The sequence below is a fragment of the Buchnera aphidicola (Ceratovacuna keduensis) genome, from assembly GCF_039372665.1.
Lineage (GTDB): Bacteria > Pseudomonadota > Gammaproteobacteria > Enterobacterales > Enterobacteriaceae > Buchnera_G > Buchnera_G aphidicola_D.
In genome coordinates, this window is sequence record NZ_CP134994.1 from 236,483 (window position 1) to 258,867 (window position 22,385).

The 22,385-nt window shown below is 17.5% G+C and carries 25 protein-coding genes and 3 tRNA genes; 21 read left to right on the forward strand and 7 right to left on the reverse strand.

The annotated features are described in order from the left end of the window. Nucleotides 1-407: 407 nt before the first annotated feature. The 3 genes from cspE to tsaB all read left to right on the forward strand — a co-directional run bounded on the left by cspE (nucleotide 408) and on the right by tsaB (nucleotide 3,072). Nucleotides 408-617, forward strand: coding sequence for a transcription antiterminator/RNA stability regulator CspE (gene cspE / locus RJK19_RS01075; protein WP_343154594.1), 210 nt, complete (start codon nucleotides 408-410; stop codon nucleotides 615-617). 195 nt (nucleotides 618-812) lie between these two features. Next, a complete protein-coding gene (locus tag RJK19_RS01080; RefSeq protein WP_343183874.1) occupies nucleotides 813-2,369 on the forward strand; it encodes a TerC family protein in 1,557 nt (518 codons plus the stop codon). A gap of 31 nt (nucleotides 2,370-2,400) precedes the next feature. Further along, the gene (gene tsaB, locus RJK19_RS01085; RefSeq protein ID WP_343183875.1) at nucleotides 2,401-3,072 is read left to right on the forward strand and encodes a tRNA (adenosine(37)-N6)-threonylcarbamoyltransferase complex dimerization subunit type 1 TsaB; all 672 of its coding nucleotides are present in this window, start codon (nucleotides 2,401-2,403) and stop codon (nucleotides 3,070-3,072) included. 9 nt (nucleotides 3,073-3,081) lie between these two features. Here tsaB and RJK19_RS01090 read toward each other — a convergent pair whose 3' ends face one another. The 5 genes from RJK19_RS01090 to RJK19_RS01110 all read right to left on the reverse strand — a co-directional run bounded on the left by RJK19_RS01090 (nucleotide 3,082) and on the right by RJK19_RS01110 (nucleotide 5,163). After that, the gene (locus RJK19_RS01090) at nucleotides 3,082-3,345 is read right to left on the reverse strand and encodes a cell division topological specificity factor MinE (RefSeq protein ID WP_343183876.1); all 264 of its coding nucleotides are present in this window, start codon (nucleotides 3,343-3,345) and stop codon (nucleotides 3,082-3,084) included. Between the two features lie 6 nt (nucleotides 3,346-3,351). Beyond that, nucleotides 3,352-4,161 (reverse strand): septum site-determining protein MinD, encoded by an 810-nt coding sequence (minD, locus tag RJK19_RS01095; RefSeq protein WP_343183877.1) that lies wholly within the window; start codon nucleotides 4,159-4,161, stop codon nucleotides 3,352-3,354. A 35-nt stretch (nucleotides 4,162-4,196) separates the two neighbouring features. Further along, nucleotides 4,197-4,895, reverse strand: a complete 699-nt coding sequence (gene minC / locus RJK19_RS01100) for a septum site-determining protein MinC (protein ID WP_343183878.1) — start codon at nucleotides 4,893-4,895, stop codon at nucleotides 4,197-4,199. Nucleotides 4,896-4,972: 77 nt separating this feature from the next. After that, a tRNA-Leu gene (locus RJK19_RS01105) sits at nucleotides 4,973-5,057 on the reverse strand. A gap of 35 nt (nucleotides 5,058-5,092) precedes the next feature. Then, nucleotides 5,093-5,163, reverse strand: a tRNA-Cys gene (locus RJK19_RS01110). Nucleotides 5,164-5,320: 157 nt separating this feature from the next. Here RJK19_RS01110 and RJK19_RS01115 point away from each other — a divergent pair. Continuing rightward, nucleotides 5,321-5,410, forward strand: a tRNA-Ser gene (locus tag RJK19_RS01115). 24 nt (nucleotides 5,411-5,434) lie between these two features. Here RJK19_RS01115 and murJ read toward each other — a convergent pair. After that, nucleotides 5,435-6,988: a murein biosynthesis integral membrane protein MurJ gene (gene murJ, locus RJK19_RS01120; protein ID WP_343183879.1), complete on the reverse strand. Its 1,554-nt coding sequence runs from the start codon at nucleotides 6,986-6,988 to the stop codon at nucleotides 5,435-5,437. Between the two features lie 414 nt (nucleotides 6,989-7,402). Between murJ and flgB the strand changes: the two genes are divergently transcribed. The 8 genes from flgB to RJK19_RS01160 all read left to right on the forward strand — a co-directional run bounded on the left by flgB (nucleotide 7,403) and on the right by RJK19_RS01160 (nucleotide 13,144). Further along, entirely contained in the window at nucleotides 7,403-7,804 is a 402-nt protein-coding gene (gene flgB, locus RJK19_RS01125) for a flagellar basal body rod protein FlgB (protein WP_343183880.1), read from the forward strand. A gap of 5 nt (nucleotides 7,805-7,809) precedes the next feature. Then, nucleotides 7,810-8,220, forward strand: a complete 411-nt coding sequence (gene flgC / locus RJK19_RS01130) for a flagellar basal body rod protein FlgC (protein WP_343183881.1) — start codon at nucleotides 7,810-7,812, stop codon at nucleotides 8,218-8,220. An 84-nt stretch (nucleotides 8,221-8,304) separates the two neighbouring features. Next, complete coding sequence (locus tag RJK19_RS01135; RefSeq protein WP_343183882.1) at nucleotides 8,305-9,348, forward strand: flagellar basal body FlgE domain-containing protein; 1,044 nt, start codon at nucleotides 8,305-8,307, stop codon at nucleotides 9,346-9,348. Between the two features lie 70 nt (nucleotides 9,349-9,418). Continuing rightward, nucleotides 9,419-10,159, forward strand: coding sequence for a flagellar basal body rod C-terminal domain-containing protein (locus RJK19_RS01140; RefSeq protein ID WP_343183883.1), 741 nt, complete (start codon nucleotides 9,419-9,421; stop codon nucleotides 10,157-10,159). 18 nt (nucleotides 10,160-10,177) lie between these two features. Next, a complete protein-coding gene (flgG, locus tag RJK19_RS01145) occupies nucleotides 10,178-10,960 on the forward strand; it encodes a flagellar basal-body rod protein FlgG (protein WP_343183884.1) in 783 nt (260 codons plus the stop codon). Between the two features lie 73 nt (nucleotides 10,961-11,033). Then, on the forward strand, nucleotides 11,034-11,729 hold the full coding sequence (locus RJK19_RS01150; RefSeq protein WP_343183885.1) for a flagellar basal body L-ring protein FlgH: 696 nt from the start codon (nucleotides 11,034-11,036) through the stop codon (nucleotides 11,727-11,729). 96 nt (nucleotides 11,730-11,825) lie between these two features. Then, nucleotides 11,826-12,887 carry a flagellar basal body P-ring protein FlgI gene (flgI, locus tag RJK19_RS01155; RefSeq protein ID WP_343183886.1) on the forward strand — a complete coding sequence of 354 codons (1,062 nt, stop codon included), beginning with the start codon at nucleotides 11,826-11,828 and terminating at the stop codon, nucleotides 12,885-12,887. After that, on the forward strand, nucleotides 12,884-13,144 hold the full coding sequence (locus tag RJK19_RS01160; RefSeq protein WP_343183887.1) for a hypothetical protein: 261 nt from the start codon (nucleotides 12,884-12,886) through the stop codon (nucleotides 13,142-13,144). The genes flgI and RJK19_RS01160 overlap by 4 nt, the downstream gene beginning before the upstream one ends. Before the next feature lie 129 nt (nucleotides 13,145-13,273). Here RJK19_RS01160 and RJK19_RS01165 read toward each other — a convergent pair whose 3' ends face one another. After that, entirely contained in the window at nucleotides 13,274-14,824 is a 1,551-nt protein-coding gene (locus RJK19_RS01165) for an Rne/Rng family ribonuclease (protein ID WP_343183888.1), read from the reverse strand. A 154-nt stretch (nucleotides 14,825-14,978) separates the two neighbouring features. On the opposite strand from RJK19_RS01165, the gene RJK19_RS01170 reads away from it, so the two are divergent. The 9 genes from RJK19_RS01170 to RJK19_RS01210 all read left to right on the forward strand — a co-directional run bounded on the left by RJK19_RS01170 (nucleotide 14,979) and on the right by RJK19_RS01210 (nucleotide 22,367). Then, the gene (locus RJK19_RS01170) at nucleotides 14,979-15,896 is read left to right on the forward strand and encodes an RluA family pseudouridine synthase (protein ID WP_343183889.1); all 918 of its coding nucleotides are present in this window, start codon (nucleotides 14,979-14,981) and stop codon (nucleotides 15,894-15,896) included. A gap of 39 nt (nucleotides 15,897-15,935) precedes the next feature. Beyond that, on the forward strand, nucleotides 15,936-16,100 hold the full coding sequence (gene rpmF, locus RJK19_RS01175; protein ID WP_343183890.1) for a 50S ribosomal protein L32: 165 nt from the start codon (nucleotides 15,936-15,938) through the stop codon (nucleotides 16,098-16,100). A 94-nt stretch (nucleotides 16,101-16,194) separates the two neighbouring features. Then, nucleotides 16,195-17,115 carry an acyltransferase domain-containing protein gene (locus RJK19_RS01180; RefSeq protein ID WP_343183891.1) on the forward strand — a complete coding sequence of 307 codons (921 nt, stop codon included), beginning with the start codon at nucleotides 16,195-16,197 and terminating at the stop codon, nucleotides 17,113-17,115. Next, the gene (gene fabG / locus RJK19_RS01185; RefSeq protein WP_343183892.1) at nucleotides 17,112-17,840 is read left to right on the forward strand and encodes a 3-oxoacyl-ACP reductase FabG; all 729 of its coding nucleotides are present in this window, start codon (nucleotides 17,112-17,114) and stop codon (nucleotides 17,838-17,840) included. Before RJK19_RS01180 ends, fabG begins: the two co-directional genes overlap by 4 nt. Continuing rightward, the gene (locus tag RJK19_RS01190; protein WP_343183893.1) at nucleotides 17,837-18,112 is read left to right on the forward strand and encodes a phosphopantetheine-binding protein; all 276 of its coding nucleotides are present in this window, start codon (nucleotides 17,837-17,839) and stop codon (nucleotides 18,110-18,112) included. The genes fabG and RJK19_RS01190 overlap by 4 nt, the downstream gene beginning before the upstream one ends. A gap of 551 nt (nucleotides 18,113-18,663) precedes the next feature. Continuing rightward, nucleotides 18,664-19,662: a DNA polymerase III subunit delta' C-terminal domain-containing protein gene (locus RJK19_RS01195; protein ID WP_343183894.1), complete on the forward strand. Its 999-nt coding sequence runs from the start codon at nucleotides 18,664-18,666 to the stop codon at nucleotides 19,660-19,662. A gap of 12 nt (nucleotides 19,663-19,674) precedes the next feature. Further along, nucleotides 19,675-20,469, forward strand: a complete 795-nt coding sequence (locus RJK19_RS01200) for a TatD family hydrolase (protein WP_343183895.1) — start codon at nucleotides 19,675-19,677, stop codon at nucleotides 20,467-20,469. Nucleotides 20,470-20,522: 53 nt separating this feature from the next. Beyond that, entirely contained in the window at nucleotides 20,523-21,950 is a 1,428-nt protein-coding gene (gene ptsG, locus RJK19_RS01205) for a PTS glucose transporter subunit IIBC (protein WP_343183896.1), read from the forward strand. A 72-nt stretch (nucleotides 21,951-22,022) separates the two neighbouring features. Next, a complete protein-coding gene (locus tag RJK19_RS01210) occupies nucleotides 22,023-22,367 on the forward strand; it encodes an HIT domain-containing protein (RefSeq protein ID WP_343183897.1) in 345 nt (114 codons plus the stop codon). Nucleotides 22,368-22,385 lie beyond the last annotated feature (18 nt).

A 22,385-nucleotide genomic window follows, 5' to 3' on the forward strand; every position in this document is an offset into this window, starting at 1 on the left:
AAAAAATTTTTATATTAAAAATAAAATATATTTTTAAAAAAAATATATTTATATGATATAATTGAATATAAAATTTTAATTTTTTTAAAATATATTATAAAAATATATTATATATTTTATTTATAAATATTTTATTTATATTTAAAATATGTTATTATTTATAAAAAATTATATTTTATTTAAAATAAAAATTTATTTTTATATCGTGGTCGATAACCACGTTAGGTAAGACAAGTTACAATTCTGTTTATGTATGGCATTTTTAAATTAAAATTTTTAGAACAAAGTAGTTGAAATTACTTATCTTTTGAATCTTAAATTCATGCCTCATGCAGTAATGTTTCTAGTTTATCTATACGTTATATGTTTAGACCTATATAAATATATTCAAAGGAAAAATTACAAAAATGGCAAAAATAAAAGGTCAAGTTAAGTGGTTCAACGAATCTAAAGGTTTTGGTTTTATTACACCAGAAGATGGAAGTAAAGATGTTTTTGTACATTTTTCTTCTATACAAAGTGAAGGATTTAAGACTTTATCAGAAGGACAAAATGTAGAATTTGAAATTCAAGATGGTCAAAAAGGTCCAGCCGCTGTTAATGTATCTTCTATATAAACATGAATAAAAATAGAATATTATAAATTTTATTTTATGATTGTTTTAATTTTATATGTGCCTTTACAAAAATGTTGTAAAGGCGCTTTATATAAATTTTTTTAAATAATTATTTTATAAAAAAATATATATTTAAAATTTTTAATTATAAATTTTATAATAAGATTTATTATTTTTTATTTTACGGAGTATTTAATGGAGATAATTTTAGATCCGTCTAATTGGGCCGGTCTATTAACTTTAATTATTTTAGAAGTAACATTAGGCATAGATAATTTATTATTTATTACAATTATATCAAACAAATTACCTCCATATCAAAGAGACAAAGCTAGAATAATAGGTTTAAGTATAGCATTATGTATTAGATTAATATTACTATTTTTAGTATCTTGGATAACAACATTAAACAATACTATTATTCAAATAAAAAATTTTAATTTTTCTAGTAAAGATATAATACTTTTTTTAGGTGGATTATTTTTATTATTTAAAGCAATAACAGAACTTAATGAAAGATTAGATCATAAAAAAAATATAAAAATAGAAAATAAAATATATAATAGTTTTTGGTTTGTAATATTACAAATAGTTTTATTAGATGTAATTTTTTCTTTAGATTCTGTTATTACATCTTTAGGTGTAGTAAATAAATTATCTATGATGATATTATCAATGATAATAGCTATGATAATAATGCTATACGCAGCTAAAATAATTACAAAATTTATAAATAAACATCCAACAATAGTTTTACTATGTATAAGTTTTTTATTAATGATAGGTCTTAGTTTAATAGCAGAATCTACTGGTTTTTTTATACCAAAAGGATATTTATATACAGCTGTAGTATTTTCTACGTTAATAGAACTATTTAATCAAATAGCAAAAAGAAATTTTATAAAATATCAATCTAGTATGCCAATGAGAAAAAGATTAGCTGAAATAGTAATAAAATTAATGTCAAAAAATCATAAAAAAAAATTAATAAAAAAAGAAAAATTTAAAAAAAATAATTATATATCTAATTATAAAAGAGAAAATGAAGAATTTAAAGATGAAGAAAGATATATGATGCATGGAGTTTTAACTTTAGCATTAAGATCAATAAGAAGTATAATGACTCCAAGAGGAGAAATTTCTTGGGTAAATTCAGAACATAAAAATAGTAAAATTAGATCAAAATTGTTAAAAAGTCCACATAGTCTATTTCCAGTATGCAAAGGAGAATTAGATAAAATTATAGGAATAGTTAGAGCAAAAGAAATGTTAATAGCTTTAGAAAAAAAAATAAATATATTAAATTTTTCTTCTAAAACTAAACCTATAATAATACCAGATACTTTAGATCCAATAAATTTACTTAAAATATTAAGAAAATCAAAAGGTAACTTTGTAATAGTTACTAACGAATTCGGAGTTATACAAGGACTAATAACACCATTAGATGTTCTAGAAGCTATTGCTGGAGAATTTCCAGATGCAGATGAAACACCAGATGTAATAGAAGAAAAAAATAGCTGGTTAGTAAAAGGAAACACAGATTTACATTCTTTAGAACAATTATTAAATGTAAATAAATTAGTAGATAAAGAAAAAAAATGTGCTTCTTTAGCTGGTTTATTAATTTCGAATACAGGAAATATACCAAATATAGGTGAAACTATTAAAATAAATAATTTAGAATTTACTATTCTAAAATCAAATAGATATAAAATAAAATTAGTGAGAATAAAAAAAATAAATTTATAAAAAATTAAAATATAATAAAAAAAATAAAAAAATGAAAAAAAATATTTTGTCTTTAGATAGTTCTAATAAAAGTTGTTCTGTAGCATTATTAGTTAAAAAAAAAATAGATTATATATTTAACAAATGTAAAAATAATTATGAAGAAAAAATTTTTCCAATGATTCAAAAAATAATAAAAAGAAATAAAATAAACAAAAATAATATAAAAATAGTTGCTTATTCAAATGGACCGGGAAGCTTTTCTGGAATAAGAATATCTTCTAGTATTGCAAAAAGTTTTTTTTTAAACAAAAAAATAAAATTATTTGCTATATCTTCATTAAAAATAATTGCTGAAAATTTTTGGCAAATTTATAAAAAAAAAAAATTGATAGTATTAATTAAAAATAAAAAAAATAATTTTTTTTATGGAAATTATAATAGAAAAAAAAATGGTATATGGATAGGTAAAAATACAGAAAAAATGATAACTTTAAAAGAATTAATACAAAAAATTATTAAAAAAAAAAATGTAAATATTTCTGGTAAATTTAAAAAATTAGAAATAAAAAAAGCATTAAAAAAAATAAGATATAAAAAAAAAATATTTTTTTTTAAAATTATATTTCCAAATGCAAAATATATAATACATATAGTAAAAAAAATGTTAAAAAATAAAATTATTAGAAATGATGTATTATCTTTACCAAATTATTTAACATAAAAAAGTTTATTATTTATCTTTTTTTAAAAGATTTATATATAATTCTAATATATAAAAATTTTTATTTTTTTTTTCATTTATTTTTAAATTGTACATTTTATAATCTATTTTTAAATGTTTTTTCATAGACATAATAATATCATTTTTTAATTTTTTTAAATTGTTTACTTTAAAATTTTTTTTTTGTTTTTTGGAAATTATATAATTAAGTCTTTTTTTTGCAATATTAGCTGTATTTTTATTATTAGAATAGAAAAAATATAAAAATGACATATAATTTTATCTCCAAAATAACCATTTTAAAAAACTTTTTTCTTTTTTATATATTTTGATAGGAACTTTTTCACCTAAAAATCTTCTAACAGTATCTTCATAAGATTTACCAGAAATAGAATTTTTATCTAAAATTATTGGAATTCCTTTATTAGATGCATTTAATATAGAAGAATCTTCTGGTATTATTCCTATTATAGGTATTTTCAAAATATCTAATATATCATCTAAACTTAACATATGTCCAGAATTTACTCTTTGTTGATCATATCTAGTTAATATTAAATGTTCTAATATAGGCTTTTCTCCTGTTTCTGATCTTTTAGAAGTAGAAGAAATTATTCCTAACATTCTATCGGAATCTCTAACAGAAGAAATTTCTGGATTCGCTACTATTATAGCATCATCTGCAAAATATATAGATATAATAGCTCCATTTTCTATTCCAGCAGGAGAATCACAAATTATAAATTCAAAATTCATATTAGATAATTTATTAAAAACTTTATTAACAGAATCTTTTGTTAATACACTTTTATCTCTAGTTTGAGATGCAGGTAATATATATAAATTATCTATTCTTTTATCTTTTATAAGAGCTTGTTCTATAGATATATCATCATTTAATACATTTACAAAATCATATACTACTCTTCTTTCACAACCCATAACTAAATCCAAATTTCTTAGTCCTATATCAAAATCTATCACTACAGTTTTTTTCCCAAACTTTGCTAAACCAACAGATATAGAAGCACTTGTTGTGGTCTTTCCTACACCACCTTTTCCTGAAGTAACTACAACTATTCTGCTCATTAATATAATTCCACTATTATTAAAAATTTTTATAATTATATTTTTTTTACATATAAACTATTATCTTTTAAAAAAAAATAAGAAGATTTACCAATAAATTCTTTTGGAATTTTATCATATAACCAATAATTATTATAAATAGATATAAGTTCTGGATAACAAAATCTGCAAAAAATTTTAGCAGATAAATCTCCTAAAGAACCAGCTATTGCTCTTCCTTTTAGAGATCCATATATATGAATATTTTTACCTGAAATTATTTCTGCACCATAACTAACATTATTAATTATTATCAAATCAGAATTTTTTGAATAAATTTTTTGACCTGATCTTATAGGATAATTTATAGTAATTGAACTATTTTTTTTATTATGTATATTATTTATATTCTTATTACTTTTTTTTTTAACATTAGGTAAAAAATTTTCTTTTCCAATATTTAAATACGGTATTCCTGAATCAATTATATAATTTTTCAAATCAATATTTATACAACTAGAAAAACCTATTATTTTAAATTTAAAATATAATATTAATTTTTTTGTTAATATCCAATCTGATATTTTCATATAAAACATAATATTTATTATTATAGGAGTTTTTTTTAAAATATTAGGAAATTCTATAATTTTTTTTTTAAAATATTTTTTAAAATTTTTTAAATTATATTTATATAAATTTAAAACTAATAAAGTAAAATTCTTTCCATAAAATTCTAAATCATATTTGTTCATATAAATTTTTCATATTAAAAAAAATAAAAGTATAAAATTTAAAATTACATAAAAATTTTGTATATAAAAATATATATTACCCAGAGCGGGAATCGAACCCGCAAAGCTAAAAAAGCCGAGGGATTTTAAGTCCCTTGTGTTTACCTATTTCACCATCCGGGCAAATTATAAAAATATACAAAAAAAATAATTTTTATAGGCGTATCCCGGAATCGAACCGAGTTTTTCGGATTTGCAATCCGACACATGACCAATCTGTCAATACGCCAAATTAAAAATATAATTTTATAAAAAATAATTTATTTAAATAATATCATAAAAGAAAAATAAATCAAATTAATATTTTTAACTATCCATTTTACATTTTTTATAATAAAATATATAATTATATATTATTTATAAAATTTTTTATTTTTAATAAAAATGGAGGAATGGCCGAGTGGTTTAAGGCAGCGGTCTTGAAAACCGCCGATGAGAAAAAATCTCATCCGAGAGTTCGAATCTCTCTTCCTCCTAAAAAAACTATTATTATAATATTTTTAATCATATTTAATTTTTTTTATTACTTTATAAAATTCAGAAAAATTAAATCCAAAAATAAATAAAGAAAAAAAATAAGAAAAAAATGAAATTAATAAAAATAAAAATAAATATGAAAATCTAATTATTATATTAGAATGTAAATAAACATAAAAAAAAATATTTTTTATAAAATACATAGTTAATATCATAAATAATATAGAAAAAGTTATAATAAACAAAAATTTATACCAATTTTTTTTAAATAAAAATATATTTTTTTTATTTAAATAATAAAATAAAAATAATACATTTACCCAAGATCCTATACTAAAGGACAAAGCTAATCCTACATGTTGAAATTTACTGACTAAAAATATATTCATAATTTGTGAAGCAATTATACTAAATATTGATATTTTCATAGGAGTTGAAGCATCTTGTCTAGCATAAAATGCTGAAACTAAAATTTTAGTTAATACCATTGAAACAAGACCTAAAGAATAAGCAATTAAAGTTTTTTGTGTCATTAATGTATCTAAAGAACTAAAATTTCCATATTGAAATAAAGTGAATATTATATATTTAGAAAAAAATGCAACAAATAAAGCGCTAGGAACAGATATTATTATGCTTAGTTTAATTCCCCAATCAAACAAATCAAAAAATTTATTTTTAAGATTTTTGTAAAAAAAATTAGATAAATAAGGTAACAATATTGTAGATAAAGAAGTTCCTAATATTCCAGCTGGAAATTCTATTATTCTATCAGCATAATATATCCAAGAAACTGAACCAGAAATTATTAATGAAGATATTATAGTATTACATAGAAGTGAAATTTGATTAGCTGAAACTCCTAACATTGCTGGAAACATTTTTCTTAAAAATAAAAATATTGGTTTATTTTTAAAATTAAAAGAAGGTAAAATTAATCTATTTATTCTATATAAATTAAAAATTTGTAAAATTATTTGTATAAATCCTCCAAATAATACACTATATCCTAAAGATAATATACTAGGAAAAAAATATTTAGAAAAAAAAATAGAAAATATTATCATACTAATGTTTAAAAACATTGGCATAAAGGAAGAAGATAAAAAATGATTCCATGCATTTAAAACACATGCAGATAAAGAAACCAAACAAATAAAAAAAATATATGGAAAAATTATTTTTAATAAAAAAACTGTTATATCATATTTATTAGAATCTTTTAAAAATCCTGGAGCTATTAACAAAACAATTTTAGAAGAAAAAAATACTCCTAAAAAAATTAATACTATCAATATTAAAATTATTAATCCAAATATATTAGAAATAAATTTATTAACTATTTTATCATTTTCTTTTTTTTTTAATTTTATTAAAATTGGTAAAAAAACTTGAGAAAATGCTCCTTCAGATAATATTTTTCTAAAAAAATTAGGTATTTTAAAAGCTATAAAAAAAGCATCTGTATACATTGATACACCAAAACATCTAGCAATATAAATATCTCTTATAAAACCAACAAACCTAGAAAAAAAACTAATTAAACTTATTGACAATATAGATCTTAAAAATGCCATAATTTTTACTACCTTTAATTACTAATTTAAAAATAAAAAATAAAGTTTATTATAATTTTTTTTTTAAAATATATTTTAAATTTTAAAAATTTTAATAAATATATAAAAAATAATAAAACAATAGATTTTATAAACATAATCTTATATTATTTTATACTAAAATATTTTAATTATTTTTTGTTTTTAATTTAAAAATACTTCAATATAACATATTAAAATTTTTCAAATTATATAAAATAAAATATTTTATAAATTTTATAAAATATTTAAATAAAAAACATTTTTTTTATAAAATATATTAATATATATGTACATATATATATAAATATATAATATTATAATAAATAAAATATTTTTTTTTAAAATATAAAAAAAATATTAAAAAAATTATTTTAAAATAATGAGTAAAAAAAAATGATAAAAATTATAAATGATTTTTTTGAGTTAAATAAAATGCTTTTAAATCTAAGAGCTCTTAAAGAAGAATCTATTGCATCAAATATTGCAAATTGTAAAACTCCAAATTATAATAAAAGAAATATTCAATTTGAAGAAATAGTAAAAAAAATTGATTCTATAAAAAAGAAAAGAGAACTTTATGCAACTTGTAGTAGACACATTACAAAAAGCTCTAAAACTATTAGTTTAAAAGATTATATGAAGATTTTAGAAAAAAGAAAAAGTTTTAAAAAAATTAACAAAATAGATTTAAATAGAGAAAAAATGAAATTTTTAAAAAATAGTTTAAGTTACCAATTAGAAATATCAGCAATAAGTAAAAAAATAAGAAATATATATTTAGCAATTCAAGGATAATAAAAATGTCTTTAACTAATATATTAGATATATGTTCATCAGCTATGAATGTAGAAGAAAAAAAAATTGAAATACATACTAATAATATTGCTAATTCAGAAAGTATTGAAAGTAAAAATGGAAAATTTTATCCATACAAAGCAAAAATGGCAATATTAGAAAATTATAAAAAAGATATATATAGCCCAGAAATAGTAAGAATAAAAAAAATAGTTAATACAAAAGATCCATACAAAAAAATTTATAATCCAAATCATCCTCTTTCTGATTCTAAAGGATATTTGAAATTATCTAATGTAAACTATTTAAATGAAACAGTTAATTATTTAAATGCTTCTAAAAGATATCAAGCGAATTTAGAAATAGTACAAACAATAAAATATATAATTTTAAAAACTATTGACATATCTAAATAATTAAATATTTTTAAAATATATAATATTTTGTTATTATTTTAATAATGAAATTATAATACTAATTTAAATTAATTGAGGAAATATATGTTAATTACTAACTCAATAGATAACGAAAAATATAAACAAAATGAAAAAAGAATAGAATATTACAAAAATCAAACAAAAAATCTTTATGATAAAAGTTGTGAAACAAATCAAACAATAGATGATAAAGATATTAAAAAAAATATTATATATGTAAGAAGAGGTAAAAAATTATTGTCTGAAATATTTGACAGTGATTTTAATAGAAAACAAGCTATATATTATGGTTTATTTAGACTTATAGATAAAGAAGGAAATGTATCTTTAAGTTCTAAAAGAGATTTTTCAATGAATAATGAATTAAAAATAGTAAATAGTGATGGAAAATATTTAACAGGAAATTTATTTGACAAAAATAATGTACCTAATAAAGTATCAAAACCTGAAATATTGGATTTTTCAAAAAAATTCTTACCAATAATAAATAAAACTAATGAAATAATTATAGAAGCAAATTTAAATACAGAAGAAGAAGTAAAAGAAGAAATTAAATTTAATCCATTAGATCCATTTACTTATACAAGAAAAAGAAGTGTTAAAGTATATGATAAATTAGGTCATCATAACGATTTAGACATATATTTTTTAAAAAATGCAGTAAATTCTTGGAGAATAATATCTATAAATAGAAAAAATAATGAAAGATATGATCAAAATTATATATTTTATAACAGAGCAAACAATAAAATACATATAATGGGATCTGGAATAATTGTAAAATCTGATTTTGATCCTACTTCAAAAAACAAAATATTATTTAAATGTAATGATATGACAACAAATAAAAATATTCCTACATGTTTCAAAAAACTTAAAGCAGATGGTGCTCCTTTAAAAAATTTAAGTCATTATGATATATGTCCTAATGGAAATATTATAGGAGTATTTTCAGATGATACAAGAGGTAAATTAGGAACTGCTGAAATGGTAAAATTTCCAGAAGATGTAAAAAAATGTTTAACAGAAATATCAATTAGTAATACAAATAAAAGTTTAATAAATTTTTTAAAAGAAACAGAATTTAATAAAAAAATTAAAAAATAAGAATTAATATTTTAAAAATTAAAAAATAAAAAATATTAAAAATAAAACAGAGAAACAAAAAAAAATTAATATGGAAAATAAAATTTGTTCTTATATAAATTTAGCAAATAGAATATTAGAAAAACAAGAAATTATAAACAATAATTTATCAAATTTGTCTACTATAGGTTTTAAAGCAAAATTTAATTATTTTTTAAAAGTTTATAATGAGAAAAACAAAAATATAAAAAATAAAACAATTAATTATTATGATAATTCAATTGGACAATTAAACCATACTAATCAACCATTAGATTCATATTTAATTAACAAAAATGGTTGGTTTTTAGTAAAAGATAAAAATTCAAAAATATATTTAACTAGAAATGGAAATATAAAAATTAATAAAAAAAATGCTTTAAGTATAAATAACAATTTTTTAATTGGTATAAATAATGAACCTATATATATACCTAAAAATTTTTTTCCAAAAATAAAAAATGATGGAACAATTATTATAAGTTATAAAAAAAATTTTATAAATAAGGACAAAATAATAGGAAAAATAAAGTTTAAAGAAATAAATATAAATAAATTAAAAGAATATAATAATGGTTTATTTAAAATTAAAAAAAAATGTTATAAAAAATATTTAAAAAATAAAAATCTAGAAATAAGAACTGGAATTTTAGAAGGAAGCAATGTAAATCCTATATCTAATATTATAGAAAATACATCTAATGCTAGAACATTTGAAATTATAATGAAAATTATATCTACTAAAAATGAAAATGAAAAAAAAATAAATCAAATATTAAATATAAATAATTAAAAAACAGGAAATATAATTATGATGCCATCTATGTGGATTTCAAAAACAGGATTAGATGTACAACAAAATAATATGAATATAATTTCCAATAATTTAGCAAATGTAAATACAATTGGATTTAAAAAATCAGTAGCAATATTCGAAGATTTAATATATAAAAACAATAATTATGTAAATGAAGAACATAATGATAACAATAGTTCAAATAGCTGTTTTGATGCTGGAGCTGGAGCTAGAACAAAAGAGATACAAAAAAATTTTAGTCAAGGAAATTTGTTAAAAACAGATTCTAATAAAGACATTGCTATAAATGGAGACGGATTTTTTCAAATACAAATGCCTGATGGCAGTTTAGCATATACTAGAAATGGATCATTTTCAATAAACAATAATAGACAAATTGTGAATAAAAATGGATTATTATTACAACCTAATATAACATTACCTGAAAATTTTAATAATATTTATATAAATAAAAATGGAATAGTTAGCATTATTTTAAAAGATAAAAAAGAAAAAATACAAATAGGGCAAATAAATATATCAACATTTAGAAATAACTCTGGTTTAGAAAGTATAGGAGATAACTTATATAAAGAAACTTCTATGTCTGGAGAACCATTAGAAAATATACCTGGAACATATGATACAGGTGAATTAGAACAAGGATATTTAGAAAGTTCAAATGTAAACATAGCTGAAGAACTTATAAATATGATACAAACTCAAAGAGCATATGAAATAAATAGTAAAGCAATAAATGCATCAGATAAAATGTTACAAAGAATATGTGAAATATAAAAAAAATGCATTATAAATTTAATAAAATAACTTTAAAAACTAATAAAACAAAATAAGATTTTAAGTAAAAAAAATGAAAAATACTAAATTTTTAATTCCTATTTTAATATATATATTATTTAAAACATACTCTTTAAATAATTCTAATGAAAATAATATATTAGAAAAAAGAAATAGTGCATATAAAAATATTAAAGATGATACTTATGGATCAATATTTGAAGAGAATAATATAACAGAAAAAAAAAATAGCTCTTTATTTGAACAAGAAAAAAAATATAAAGTAGGAGACTTAATATCAATTTTAATACAAGAAAATACTATAGCAACTAATAGAACGGCTGAAAATACTAAAAGATATGCTAGTAGTTTATTAGGAAATAAAGAAAAAAAATATGAAAACAATAGATTAACCATGATATTAAAAAATTTTTTTAGATTAAATCAAAAATCTGAAAATAACTTGTTTGGTTCAGGACAAAACATTTCAGAAAATTTTTTATCTGGAATAATTACAGTTACTGTAAAACAAATTTTACCTAATGAAAATTTATTAGTATCAGGTACTAAAAACATAGTTATAAATAGAGGAAATGAAACAATAAAATTTTCAGGAATAATAAACCCTGATAATATAAAAAAAAATAATAAAATAATTTCTACAAGAGTAGCAGATATAAAAGTAGAATACTTTAGAAATGATTATATAAAAGACATAGAAAAAATGGGTTGGTGGCAAAGATTTATTTTACATGTCATACCAATATAAAAATTTATATTATTTTAATATTATATAATATTATATTAAATATAATAAAAAATTATTTTGTATAAAAATATTTTTATATACATATAAAAAACATAAATGAAAAAAATATTAATTTTTAGTAAAATACTTATATCATTATTATTTTTATTTAATAGTACATTTTCTTTTGCAGAAAAAATTAAAGATTTAACTAATATAAATGGTATAAGAGATAATCAATTAATAGGATATGGACTTGTAGTAGGTTTAGATGGAACTGGAGATTCAATTTCACAAGCTCCTTTTACTCTATATGCTTTAAAAAACATATTATATAAATTAGGAACAACTATAAAAAAAAATAATAATATGCAATTAAAAAATATAGCCTCAGTAATGGTGACTACGGAATTACCATTATTTTCTGAAATAGGAGAAAAGATAGATGTAAGAGTTTCATCTATAGGAAATTGTAAAAGTTTAGAAGGAGGAACCTTAATATTAACGCCATTAAAAGGAATAGATAATAAAATTTATGCAATAGCTCAAGGTAAAGTAATAATAGACAAAAAAGATGAAAAAAAAAATAAAAATTTTAATTTAAATTTAAATACACCTAAAAATTCTGGAAAAATATTAAATGGAGGTAATATTGAAAAAATAGTAGAAAATAATTTTTATAATAAAAAAGTAATAAATTTACAACTAAAATATGAAAATTTTATATTAGCAAAAAAAATTAGTGATGAAATAAATAAATATTATCCAAATACGGCAATGCCTATAAATTCTAAAAAAATAACTATATTAAATGATAAAAAAACAAATTATAATATAGTAGAAATTATATCTAATATACAAAATATAAATGTAAAAGTTCCAACAGAACCAAAAATCTTTATAAATAAAAATAATGGATTAATAATAACAAACAGCAAAATAAAAGTAGAACCATGTAATATAAATTACAAAAATTTATATATAAATTTACAAGAAAACATTAAAAAAACTACTAAACAAATTAAAGAAAATCAAATAATAATAAATAGCGGTGTTTTATTAGAAGATATATTACCAATGTTAAAAACTTTTAAAATAGAAACAAATGAAATTATAGAAATATTAAAAATATTAAAGTCATCAAAATGTTTATCAGCTAAAATAGAAATACTAAAATGAAAATATTAGACAATCAAAATAATATAATAAAATTTAATAATATATATAAAGAACAAAAAAAAAATTCTAATATTGTAAAAGAAAAAATAGAAGAAATATTTATAAAAATACTTTTAAAAAATATTAGATTAACAATTCCTAAAAATGAATTGTTTAATGAAAAAAAAAATGAAGTTTATAATGAAATATATGATCAAAAAATATCTGAAATTATTAGTAAAAGAGGATTAAATATAATAAATAATAAAAATAATTAAAAAATATGTTTATTTAAAAACAGCAGGAGAAAATATATAATTAAAAATATAAACACTCCTGCAAAAAACATAAAATTTATAAAAAAAATAATTTTATTTTTAATTAAAAATAAAAAATGTAATTTTTTTTTAATATATTATCATAGTATTATTAGTATTATATTTTTTTATAATTTTTTTTAATATATTTTTTTTTTTTTTATTTTTACATAAACCAAAAATAAAAAAATTTGGATATTTTATTTTTTTACTAAAAAATATTATAATCTTTTTATTTTTTTCTATTTTTTTTATATTATTAATATAATTTATTTTATTATTTTTAAAACATATATTAGTTTTTTCTGGAACAATTATATTAACTTCATAAACATTATCTTTATAAATTTCTTCTTCTACTAATCTAAATATTGATAATAAAAAAGATTCTTTATCTACTAATAAACCATCACCATTACATTTATTGCATAAATAATAATTATATATTTGCAATACAGAACTTAATCTTTGTCTAGACATTTCTAATAATCCAAATTTAGATATATCACCTATTTCAATTTTAGCTTTATCCATTTTAATTAATTTTTTCAATCTATTTTTTAAAATTTTTTTATTATTTAAAAATTCCATATCTATTAAATCTATTACTATTAAACCTCCTAGATTTCTAATTTTTATTTGATAAAATATTTCTTCTATAGCTTCCATATTAGTATTAAAAGCTGTATCTTCTATACTATTGTATTTTTTAGATCTAAAAGAATTAATATCAATTGCAGTTAATGCTTCAGTACTATCTATAGTAATATATCCACCAGATCTTAACATTATTTTTCTTTTAAACAAATTATTAATTTTAGATTCTATTTTATAAAAACTAAACAATGGAATATTTTTATTATATATTTTTATATTTTTTAAAAAAGAAATATTACTTATATAAAAAAAATATCTATAAATTTTTTTTAATATTTTTGGATTATCTATAATTATTTCGTCTGTATCTTTATGCAAACAATCTTTAAAAGTCTTTATTACTATATCATTTTCTTTATAAACTAAACCTGGAGATTTTATGCTTTTATAGTTTTTTTTTATTTTATTCCATAATTTTATTTTTATATCTATTTCTTTTTGAAGTGATTCTATTGAAACTTTTAAACCTTCTGTTCTAATTATAAAACCCATATTATTAGGAACTTTAATAAAAGAAATAAAATTTTTTATTCTATTTCTACAATCTCCTGTTATTTTTTTAGATATTCCTTCTTTATTTATACTATTAGGCATTAAAACAGAATATATTCCAGGTAAGCTTATATATGTAGTTAAAAATGCTCCTTTATTTTTAGTTTCTTCTTTAATAACTTGTACTAATATATCTAAATTTAATTGAAAAAAGTTATTTTTATCTTTATAATTTATATAATTATAAATATTATAATATAAATCAAAATTATATATTTCTTTTATAGGAAGAAATCCATTTTTTTTTACACCATAATTTATAAAAAAAGCATCTAAACTTTTTTCAAATTTTACTATTTTTCCTTTATATATATTATGCTTATTTTTTTTATTTATATTGTTTTCTATATTTAAATGACATAATTTGTCATTATCTAATATTGCTATTCTCGTTTCTTCTTTTTCAACAGAATTTATTAACATTATTTTCATGAAATTATATTTTATACCTATAAAATAATAAAAAAATATATTAACACAATATTAACACTATCAAAAATTTTTAAACAAAAATAAAATTTTATATACATATAAAAATATATAAAATTAAATATATAATAAAAATATTTAATTATTTTAAAAAAAAATGAAAAATAAATATACAAATGTAAAAAAAATATTAATAAAAGAAAATTCAATAGGACAAAGAGTAGATAATTTTATTAAAAAAAAATTTAAAAAAATTTCTAAAAATGCAATATATACAATGATAAGAAAAGGAAGAATAAGAATAAATAAAAAAAGAATAAAAGCAAAAAATAAATTAAAAAAAAATGATATAATAAGAATTCCTCCAATATATAAAACATATAAAAATAAAAAAAAAAAAATATGTATAAAATATTATAAAAAACTTATAAAAAAAAGAATTTTATATGAAGATAAATATTTAATAATAATAAATAAACCTAAAAAACTTGCTGTACATGGAGGAAGTGGAATAAATTTTGGAATAATAGAAATAATAAGATTTATATATCCTACAGAAAAAAATTTAGAATTAGTTCATAGATTAGATAAAGAAACTTCAGGAATACTTATAATATCAAAAAAAAAATTTGCATTAAAATCATTACATGAACAAATTAAAAATAGAACTACAAAAAAAACATATATAGCAGCTGTACATGGAACTTGGCCAAAAGAAAGAAAAGTAGTAAAACTTCCTTTATTAAAAACTAAAAATATATTTGGAAAAAGATTAGTAATAGTTAAAAAAAATGGAAAAATGTCAGAAACAAAATTTAAAATAAAAAAAAAATATGAAAATATTACAATATTAAAAATAAGACCAATAACAGGAAGAACACATCAAATAAGAGTGCATACATCAAAAATTGGATATCCAATAGTAAACGATAATAGATATGGAAATAGAAATTTAGATAAAAAAGTTAACATAAATAATAAAAACTTGTGTTTACATGCATGTAAATTTTCTTTTATACACCCTAAAACAAATAAAAAAATTAATATAATATCTAATGAAAAAATAATTTTTTAAAATATTAATAAAAATTATTTAATAAAATTAAGGAAAAAAATGGCTGTACAAAAAAGTAAACATTCTAGATCTAAAAGAGATATGAGAAGATCTCAAGACAAATGTAAAATAATTCAAATATCTATAGATAAAAGTTCTAAAGAAAAACATATAAGACATCATATTACAAAAAAAAACTTTTATAAAGGCAAGAAAATTTTTTAAAAAATATAATAAATTCTATATGAAAATTGTTTTATCATATAGAATTTATTTAAAAATATATATTTTTAATAATAAAATATGGAAATAAAAAAAAATGAATTTTTCAATAATTTTTCCAGGTCAAAGTAAATATAATAAAAATAAATTAATTAAATTATATAAATATGACAATTCAATAAAAAATACGTTTGAAGAAGCTTCAGAAATAATAAAATATAATATTTGGAAAAATATTTATAAAAATTCTATAGAAAAAATAAAAAATAGATATTTTCAACCAATAATAATAACAATATCAATTGCAATATATAAATTGTTTATAAAACACATAGATGCAAAACCTAAAATAATTGCTGGTCATAGTTTAGGAGAATATTCATCATTAATATGCTCAAATTCTATAAATTTTAAAACTTGTTTATTATTGGTAAAAAAAAGAGGAAAACTAATGGAAAAAATATCTAAAAAAAAATTTAATACAAATTTAATATTTGGTTTAACAGAAAAAAAAGTATTAAAAATTTGTAAAAAATGTTCAAATAACAATATAGTAGAAATATCCAGTGTAAATTCAAAAAAAATAATTACTATTACAGGAGATTCAAAAGCAGTAAAATTAGCTGTAAAATTATGTAAAAAAAAAAAATCTAAAAAAATTTTATCTTTACCAATATATGTACCTATACACTGTAAAATACTAAAATCTATAAAAGATAAATATTTTAATTTAATAAAAAAAATAAATTTTAAAAATCCAATTTACAATATAATAAATAATGTAGACGCAAAAAATATATATAAAAAAAATAATATAAAGAAATATTTATGTAAACAATTATATAAAAAAGTTAAGTGGAAAGAATGTATTGACTATATTATAAAAAAAAATGTAAAATTATTTATAGAAATTAGTACTAATAAAATTTTTATAAAAAAAAATAATAATTTTATAAAAACAATAACTATAAATAGTAAAAAAAATATTTTATATGCAAAAAAAATAATACAAATATGAAAAAAAAAGTAGCTATAATAACTGGTGCAAATTCAGGAATAGGAAAAGAAATATCTAAAAAATTATCTAAAAAAGGAATAATAGTAATAGGAACTACATCATCTAAAAATGGACTAATAAATATGAAAAAATTTATTAAAAATAAAAAACAACGATTTTTAATAAATTTTAAAAAACCTAAAAATATTAAAAAAATAATATCAAAAATTTATAATAGATTTGGATCTATAGATATATTAATAAATAATACAGGATCAAAAAAAGATAAAATTATATTAAATATGACAAAAAAAAATTGGTCAGACATAATTAAAATTAATTTAACATCTACATTTTTAATGTCTAAAAATATAATAAAATATATGATCAAAAATAAATATGGAAGAATAGTTCATATTAGCTCTATAATAGGAAATATTGGAAATATAGGTCAATCAAATTATTCTGCATCAAAATATGGAATTATAGGATTTAATAAATCATTAGCTTTAGAAGTAGCAAAATATGGAATTACTTCTAATGTTATATCTCCAGGTTTTATAAAAACTAAAATGACAAAAAAAATAAAAAAAGAAAAAAAAAATATATATATTAAAAAAATACCAGTAAAAAGATTTGGAACAGTAAAAGATGTAGAAAATGTAATAACATTTCTTATATCAAAAAAATCTTCTTATATAACAGGTCAAACAATACATGTAAATGGCGGAATGTACATGGAATGAAAATATTAAGGAAAAAAATGAAAAAAATTAAAAATATTATAAAAAATATTATATCTAAACAATTTAAAATAAATATAAAAAAAATAAAAAATAATTTTTCTTTAGAAAAAAATTATGATATAGATTCTTTAGAAAAAATAGAATTTATAATGAGATTAGAAGAAAAATTTGATATAAAAATAAAAGATAAAGAAATAGAAAAATTACAAACTATAACAGATATTGAAAAATATATAATAAAAAAAAATAAAATTAAAAAAAAATTATTATAAATATAAAAAACAAATTTATATTATTAAAAAAAATAAATAATATAAAAATAAAAATATTAAAATGTTTAAAAAAATGTTAAAAAATGTCTTAAAAAAAATAAAATTTATAATAAAAATATCAAAAATTTATATAAATTATAAAAATATAAATTAAAAATAAAAATTTTTATAATAAAATAAAAATATTACTATTTTTTATTAAACAGTAATAGAATTATTTATAAAAAAATATTTTTATATTTAAAAAAAATATATTTTTTTAATAATTTTTTTATATAAACAAAATTTATAAAACAAAATATTAAAAAAAGTATATAAAATATTTTATATAAAAAAATAACCATATTTGAATATATATTTTTATATATTATATATAATAATTAATATAATAAAAAATAAAAAAATATATATAATAAAAAAATATATAATTTTTTTAAAAGTTATTAAAATTATATTTAATAAACATAAAAATATATAAAAAATAATTATAAATTCTTCTTTATAAAAAAAATATAAAAAATTTAAAAAAAAATTATATTTTGGTTAAAAAAATGAAAAATAAATTATATCCATGGTTATTAAAATATTATAAAAAAATAATAAAAATGTTGAAAAAAAGACAACACCATTCTATATTGATAAATTCTGATAAAAATTTAGGAATTAATAAACTTGTTCTAAATATAAAAAAATGGATATTTTGTGAAAATATAAAAAAAGAATTTTTTTGTAATAAATGTATTAAATGTAATTTAATAGAAAAAAAAAAATTTTTTGATATATATTATCTAAAATTATTCAAAAAAATTAAAATAAATAATTTAAGAGAAATAATAAAAAAAATATTACTTACACCTCAATATAGTAATAAAAAAGTAATATATATAGAACATTCAGAATTATTGACAGAACTAGAAAGTAATACATTACTAAAAATAATTGAAGAACCTCCAAAAAATACAATATTTTTTTTGCAAACAAATAAAATAAAAAATATAATATCTACTTTAAAAAGTAGACTATATATAATAAATATATTTAATGAAAAAAAAAAAAAAAATATAAAATGGCTATTAAAAAATACAAATTTTAACTATAAAAAATGTAAACAAGCAATAGAAATTAGTAACAATATTCCATTACTTGCAAAAAAAATATTATTAGGAAATTCATGGAAAATAAGAAAATATTTTTATAAATGTTTACTTAAAAAAATAAAAAAAAAAAAATTAATAGATCTTTTAAATATAATAAAAAAAGAATTTATAATTTTTTTTTTAAATTTAATATATACAATATTTTTAGATTCAATAAAATATAAAAAAAAAATGTTTAATTTTATAATCAACATAGATCAAAAAAAATTAATTATTTTTATATCAAAAAAATTTAAAAAAAAAATAATATATAAAAGTATAAATTCATGGATGCAATTTGAAAAAAATATATTAAATATAAATAGAATAAATTATGAATTAGTTTTGTTAGAACAAATTTTTAAATGGGAAAAAATATTAAAAAATAATGTTAACAATATACTACTACCATAAGTGTAAAAAAAAATGATATTAATAGATTCTCACTGTCATTTAGACAAAATAAATTATAAAAAAATAAAAAAAAATATATATCAAATATTAAAAGAAGCAAAAAAAAAAAATATAAAATATATTTTAAATGTTTCTACTTCAATAAATAATTTTGATAAAATGAAAATATTATTAAAAAATAAAAAAAATATATTTTATGCATGTGGAATACATCCATTTTATTATAAAAAAAATATAATAATTGAAGAAATTAAAAAAAGATTAAAAGAAAAAAAAGTAATTGCAGTAGGAGAAATAGGATTAGATTATTCTAAACAAAACAAAATAAACAAAGAAAGACAAAAAAAAATGTTTTTAGATCAAATAAAAATAAGTAAAGAATTTAAAAAACCTATAATAGTTCATACTAGAAATTCTATAAAAGATACAATAAAAATTTTAGAAATTTCAGAAATTAGTAATTATGGAGGAATAATACATTCTTTTAATCAAACAAATTTAAAAAATTTAAAAAAAATAATAGACCTTAATTTTTATATATCAATATCAGGTATTATAACATTTAAAAATGCATCAGAATTAAGAAATATTATAAAATATATACCATTAAACAAACTTTTAATAGAAACAGATTCTCCATATCTTTCCCCAGAACCCTATAGAGGAAAAGAAAACAGACCATCAAATTTATATTATATAGCAAAATGTGTAGCAAAATTAAAAAAAATAAAATTAGATGAAATTTCAGAAATAATGAAAGAAAATTTTAAAAAATTATTTAATTTAAAAAAAAAATCAATAACATAAAACAAAAATATAATATAATAATTTTATAAAATACAAAAAAATAGAGATTAAATATGTTTAAAAACATTTTTTCTAATTTACAAAAAATAGGAAAATCTTTGATGTTACCTGTTTCTGTTCTTCCAATAGCAGGCATATTATTAGGTATAGGATCAGCTAATTTTTCTATTATTCCTAATTTAATTTCAAATATAATGATTGAATCTGGAAGCTCTATATTCAAAAATATGCCTCTAATTTTTGCTATAGGAATATCATTAGGTTTTACTAAAAATGATGGTGTAGCAGCATTAGCATCTGTTATTTCATATGAAATAATGTCTAAAACATTTTCTGTAACATTACCTATTTTTACAAATCTTAACGATATATTAGAAAAACAAACTAATTTAATTGATACAGGAATTTTAGGTGGAATTTTATCAGGTGCAATGTCAGCATACTTATTTAATGTATTTTATAAAATAAACCTTCCAGAATATTTAGGATTTTTTACAGGAAAAAGATTCGTACCAATAATATCAGGATTATTTTCAATAATTTTAGGAATTTTATTATCATTAATATGGCCTCCTATAGGCAAAACAATACAAAAATTTTCTGAATGGGCTGCATATCAAAATCCAATATTAGCATTTTTTATTTATGGATCTATAGAAAGAGCATTAATACCATTAGGACTTCATCATATATGGAATGTACCATTTCAAATGCAAGTAGGAGAATATGTAAATAGTTCAGGAAAAATATTTCATGGAGATATTGCAAGATATATGGCTGGTGACATTACAGCTGGTAAATTATCTGGAGGATTTTTATTTAAAATGTATGGATTGCCTGGAGCTGCTATAGCAATATGGAAATGTGCTAAAAAAATAAATAAAAAAAAAATAGGTGGTTTAATGACATCAGCTATTTTAACTTCATTTATAACAGGTATTACAGAACCAATTGAATTTACATTTATGATATCAGCACCGATTTTATATGTAGTTCATTCTATATTATCAGGATTAGCATTTGCAATATGTATTTTGTTAAACATGAGAGCAGGAGCAAGTTTTTCTCATGGAATTATAGATTTTATGATATTAAGCGGAAATAGTAATAATATTTTATTATTTCCTATAATAGGAATATTATATGGTTTTATATATTATATAATATTTGTAACATTAATAAAATTTTTTAAATTAAATACTCCTGGAAGAGAAAAAATATATAAAACTTTCAAAAAAAATAAAAATATTATTCCAGAATTAATTAAAGCTTTAGGAGGAAAAGAAAATATATCTAATTTAGATGCATGTATAACAAGACTTAGAATAACAGTTTTTAATTCATCTAAAGTTGACAAAAATAAAATAAATGATCTGGGAGCATCTGCTGTAATAATTTCTGGATGTGGAGTTCAAGCAATTTTTGGTACTAAATCAGATAATATAAAAAACAATATTGAAGAATATTTAAAAAAAAATTAAACAATATCAAATAATAGTGGGTTTTATAACCCACAATATAAAAAATCTAATAAATTAAAAAAGGAAATTAATATGAATTGTAAAAATATTTTTATGAAAATAATAAAAAAAAAAATAAAATCAAAAATAATATATCAAAATAAAAAAGTTACAGCTTTTGAAGATATAGAACCTAAATCTCCAATACATATACTAATAGTTCCTAACAAAATAATCAAATCTACAAACAAAATAAATAAAAAAAATAAACATATAATAGGAACTATGACGTATGTAGCAATAAAAATAGCAAAAAAACTTAATTTTTATAAAGATGGATATAGAATTGTAATAAATTGTAATAAACATGGAGGACAAACAATACCACATCTACATATGCATTTATTAGGAGGAAAAATATTAGGAAATTTTTGTTAATAAAAAATATTAAAAATT

What these genes read in the sequence shown, in the direction of transcription:
- tsaB (WP_343183875.1), top strand. Translation starts at nt 2,401, where the DNA reads ATGAAAAAAAATATTTTGTCTTTAGATAGTTCTAATAAAAGTTGTTCT.
- RJK19_RS01190 (WP_343183893.1), top strand. Translation starts at nt 17,837, where the DNA reads ATGAAAATATTAAGGAAAAAAATGAAAAAAATTAAAAATATTATAAAA.
- flgC (WP_343183881.1), top strand. Translation starts at nt 7,810, where the DNA reads ATGTCTTTAACTAATATATTAGATATATGTTCATCAGCTATGAATGTA.
- RJK19_RS01080 (WP_343183874.1), top strand. Translation starts at nt 813, where the DNA reads ATGGAGATAATTTTAGATCCGTCTAATTGGGCCGGTCTATTAACTTTA.
- fabG (WP_343183892.1), top strand. Translation starts at nt 17,112, where the DNA reads ATGAAAAAAAAAGTAGCTATAATAACTGGTGCAAATTCAGGAATAGGA.
- ptsG (WP_343183896.1), top strand. Translation starts at nt 20,523, where the DNA reads ATGTTTAAAAACATTTTTTCTAATTTACAAAAAATAGGAAAATCTTTG.
- RJK19_RS01135 (WP_343183882.1), top strand. Translation starts at nt 8,305, where the DNA reads ATGTTAATTACTAACTCAATAGATAACGAAAAATATAAACAAAATGAA.
- rpmF (WP_343183890.1), top strand. Translation starts at nt 15,936, where the DNA reads ATGGCTGTACAAAAAAGTAAACATTCTAGATCTAAAAGAGATATGAGA.
- flgG (WP_343183884.1), top strand. Translation starts at nt 10,178, where the DNA reads ATGATGCCATCTATGTGGATTTCAAAAACAGGATTAGATGTACAACAA.
- flgB (WP_343183880.1), top strand. Translation starts at nt 7,403, where the DNA reads ATGATAAAAATTATAAATGATTTTTTTGAGTTAAATAAAATGCTTTTA.
- flgI (WP_343183886.1), top strand. Translation starts at nt 11,826, where the DNA reads ATGAAAAAAATATTAATTTTTAGTAAAATACTTATATCATTATTATTT.
- RJK19_RS01200 (WP_343183895.1), top strand. Translation starts at nt 19,675, where the DNA reads ATGATATTAATAGATTCTCACTGTCATTTAGACAAAATAAATTATAAA.
- RJK19_RS01210 (WP_343183897.1), top strand. Translation starts at nt 22,023, where the DNA reads ATGAATTGTAAAAATATTTTTATGAAAATAATAAAAAAAAAAATAAAA.
- RJK19_RS01150 (WP_343183885.1), top strand. Translation starts at nt 11,034, where the DNA reads ATGAAAAATACTAAATTTTTAATTCCTATTTTAATATATATATTATTT.
- minD (WP_343183877.1), bottom strand. Translation starts at nt 4,161, where the DNA reads ATGAGCAGAATAGTTGTAGTTACTTCAGGAAAAGGTGGTGTAGGAAAG.
- RJK19_RS01090 (WP_343183876.1), bottom strand. Translation starts at nt 3,345, where the DNA reads ATGTCATTTTTATATTTTTTCTATTCTAATAATAAAAATACAGCTAAT.
- RJK19_RS01195 (WP_343183894.1), top strand. Translation starts at nt 18,664, where the DNA reads ATGAAAAATAAATTATATCCATGGTTATTAAAATATTATAAAAAAATA.
- RJK19_RS01165 (WP_343183888.1), bottom strand. Translation starts at nt 14,824, where the DNA reads ATGAAAATAATGTTAATAAATTCTGTTGAAAAAGAAGAAACGAGAATA.
- cspE (WP_343154594.1), top strand. Translation starts at nt 408, where the DNA reads ATGGCAAAAATAAAAGGTCAAGTTAAGTGGTTCAACGAATCTAAAGGT.
- murJ (WP_343183879.1), bottom strand. Translation starts at nt 6,988, where the DNA reads ATGGCATTTTTAAGATCTATATTGTCAATAAGTTTAATTAGTTTTTTT.
- RJK19_RS01140 (WP_343183883.1), top strand. Translation starts at nt 9,419, where the DNA reads ATGGAAAATAAAATTTGTTCTTATATAAATTTAGCAAATAGAATATTA.
- RJK19_RS01180 (WP_343183891.1), top strand. Translation starts at nt 16,195, where the DNA reads ATGAATTTTTCAATAATTTTTCCAGGTCAAAGTAAATATAATAAAAAT.
- RJK19_RS01160 (WP_343183887.1), top strand. Translation starts at nt 12,884, where the DNA reads ATGAAAATATTAGACAATCAAAATAATATAATAAAATTTAATAATATA.
- RJK19_RS01170 (WP_343183889.1), top strand. Translation starts at nt 14,979, where the DNA reads ATGAAAAATAAATATACAAATGTAAAAAAAATATTAATAAAAGAAAAT.
- minC (WP_343183878.1), bottom strand. Translation starts at nt 4,895, where the DNA reads ATGAACAAATATGATTTAGAATTTTATGGAAAGAATTTTACTTTATTA.